The 3,183-nt window shown below is 42.8% G+C and carries 1 protein-coding gene and 1 pseudogene; one reads left to right on the forward strand and one right to left on the reverse strand.

The features are described from left to right. Positions 1-1,213: pseudogene (locus QZZ43_RS11860) on the forward strand (hypothetical protein); the annotation flags it as partial. Positions 1,214-1,631: 418 nt separating this feature from the next. Here QZZ43_RS11860 and QZZ43_RS11865 read toward each other — a convergent pair. After that, positions 1,632-2,873: a metallophosphoesterase gene (locus tag QZZ43_RS11865; protein WP_291859489.1), complete on the reverse strand. Its 1,242-nt coding sequence runs from the start codon at positions 2,871-2,873 to the stop codon at positions 1,632-1,634. Positions 2,874-3,183 lie beyond the last annotated feature (310 nt).

A 3,183-nucleotide genomic window follows, 5' to 3' on the forward strand; every position in this document is an offset into this window, starting at 1 on the left:
ACCCAAAGAAACCGGCACACAAAGTAGTTTCAATCCTGTTGCAGAAAAATACAGCAAATGGAATCTCATCAACCTGCACAGTTGGGCACCGGCATACATCAACATTGATGATTCAGAAATTTATCCCGGGGTTACCCTGATGAGTCAGAACCTCCTGGGAACGGCTGTTACCAGAGTGGGATACAATGCAGCAGAGTCGCAAAGCCGCGAAAAATTCAACGCGGGATTTACCTATCGGGGATGGTTTCCTATTATTGATTTCGATGTAAAATGGGGCAATTTCAATGATGAGTTTAACACCGTTTACACCGGGCAGAATGAAATTTTCACCATTGACCAGCTGGGCAAAGAGAATCATGTGAAAGTAGAGACCGGCATCAGGGTACCGCTGGATTTGAGTAGCGGAAAATGGTCAAGACTGCTTCAACCCCGCGTAAGCCTTTCCTGGCAAAGCATTAGCAACAGAGTCTATCAGCAAAATCTGGTGGGCGTTCTCCCCGACGGAGGACTATACGAAACAGGAGAAACCAGCTTAATCGAATATCCCGATCTGGATTATTGGGCTTTGAATTACTCGTTCTATTTCCACAATAAACAAAGAGGCACGTCCCGCGATGTTAACACCCGATGGGGGCAAACACTAAATTTCATCTACAAACATACCCCCGCAGGAAATTACAACTCAGGAGAAGCCGTGGGCGCCATCTCTAGGTTATATCTCCCGGGGATTAGCAAACATCATGCACTAACCATTGGGGGCGGATGGCAGAAAAAATTCAATGGCGATGAAGTCTCCACAAAACTCCCCTACCGCACATTCCAGAGATTTAGTGATGTTATCGGGTTGCCCCGTGGCTATACATCCATATACAACGATGAACTATTTGTGCTGCATACAACCTATCAAATGCCGCTTTGGAACCCTGATTGGGCACTGGGAGGTATCGCTTACATTAAACGCTTTCGACTAAACCTATTCTTTGATGCTGCACGCAGCAACTACCAGCTTGACTTTATTGAGAACAACGAAAAGCGAAAATATTCAGAAACATTAGCGACTTCGGGAATTGAGTTAATGACTGATTTTCATCTGTTTCGTTTTGTATTGCCCTTTAGCATTGGTTACCGGGGCGGATGGAGAGAAGCGAACAATACTTTTTTTCACGAAGCAATTTTTTCCACCAGCTTTGATAGTTTTCTGATCAATAATTGATCGTTAGGTTTAAGAAATTAGATATTGGAAGATAAATGCTGGGAGTTAGGAGTAAGGCACCAAATACTTGAGTTAAAGAACAAAGATTGCTTTCCCGAATGGTCGGGATTCGCAATAAGGGGACATTGCAGGGATTTGAGGGATGGCGTCATTGCTATCCCGATGAGGCACGAAATCGGGAGAAGCAATCTCTTTTCAGGAAATAAGTTTCTCAGGACAATAATGAGTGTAGTATAAAAAGGTATATTTTTTTGTAAAAACCGAGGCTTTGGAAATTCTTGAACCGGAGTTAACTTATTGTTAATGAAGATTCAGGAATTTTTGCAACAACGAAGAGTTTGGCAATAAAGATGCTTTTTAGACTGGGCTCAATAATGATTCCTTATATAACTGACATGGTTCACAACCTCTTATGCATTTATCCTCTTCGCAATGTAAGCACCGTAATCTCAGGCGGCATTCCAACCCGGGCAGGCATTCCCAAATATCCCAGACCACGGTTCACATAAAGAAACTGCTTACCTACCTGATATAATCCGGCCCATCGTTTGAATTTGTATTTTGCCGGACTCCAATTGTATTTTCCCAACTCAAAGCCAAACTGCATTCCGTGCGTATGACCGGCAAGAGTAAGATCATATCTTTTCTTTCCCACTACTTCGGCATCCCAATGGTCGGGATCGTGCGACATCAGAATTTTAAATGCCTCACCATTGGTCTGGCTCCAGGTTTTCTCCAAATCTCCATATTGTGGAAATGGTGGATGGCCCCAGTTTTCAACACCACTCAGTGCAATAACGTCTCCATCTTTGCTGAGTGAGATCGACTCATTACGAAGAAGCTTAAACCCCAACTTTCGATTTGCTGCAACAATGCTCTTAAAATTGGCGGCCTTTCGTTGTTCAGAAGGCCAGGTGCTGTAATCGCCATAATCATGATTACCAAGGATGGAATATTTGCCCATGGTGGCGTTTATTTTTCCAAATATCTCATCCCAGCCACGTGTTTCCCCGGCAAAATTATTGACCAAATCACCGGTAAACAGCACCAAATCGGGTTTCTCCGCATTAATCAGTTCAACAGCCTCTTTCAACGGGTCCCGATTGGTACCAAAACTACCCAAATGCAAATCTGAAATCTGAACAACCCGAAGACCATCAAAAGCCTGTGGCAAATTAGGAAAAGAGAGTTTTAAATGCCGTGTATAAAACGCATAGCGTCCTTTAAGAACCCCAAACAGAAGGGTCACAAACGGTGCTGTGGCCATGATGATTCCAACCTGGCTCAGAAATTTTGCTCTGGTAATGCGGGGGTAATGCCTTTCCGGCTGGCGCGCCGGTTTACGTGGCAAGGCATCGGGTAACCGCCCAACTCCGTAAACAAAAAGAAAAAAAATTTTGGGAAGATAAATCAATAAAAAAATGGTAAGAAAAGTCCCGAAAGAATTGTAAACCTGAGGCGAAGAAGCATCAGGAATCTGTAACCCAAAATACAAAAAACCGGCAAGAAATAATATGGGAAGCACAATCAATCCTGCCACGCCAAGCCATTTTCGCCATCCCTGCTGTACCTCTTTGGTAATTAAAATCCGCCACAATAACCAATCAATAGTACCCACCAACAGCACTAAAACCCACAAAAAAACCAGATGATATCTCATTCAGTATAAAATTCTTTTCAACCCGGATAAGTACGCAATCAAACAAAAAAAGTTTACGCTATCCTTTTGCGTAACTTAATGATATTGAACGCAACAAAAGTAATGCCCTGAAAAACAAAGGGGCCGAAAAGAACGTTAAAGATTTATAAAACCTCCAATTATTCTATAGGAAAGTAATTCTGTCCTAAATAAATATTTTGAATGTACTGACTGGCTTGATGGGGGCTGACCTTGGCAGATAAGCCTAAAAACAAGGTTGTTATATCGTAAAATCGTCACTGTTTGAATCTCGTGGCGCAGCAAACGAGAT

It is taken from the genome of Marinilabilia sp. (assembly GCF_016278715.1).
GTDB lineage: Bacteria > Bacteroidota > Bacteroidia > Bacteroidales > Marinilabiliaceae > Marinilabilia.

Coding starts and splice junctions, on each gene's coding strand:
- QZZ43_RS11865 (WP_291859489.1), bottom strand. CDS start 2,873: ATGAGATATCATCTGGTTTTTTTGTGGGTTTTAGTGCTGTTGGTGGGT.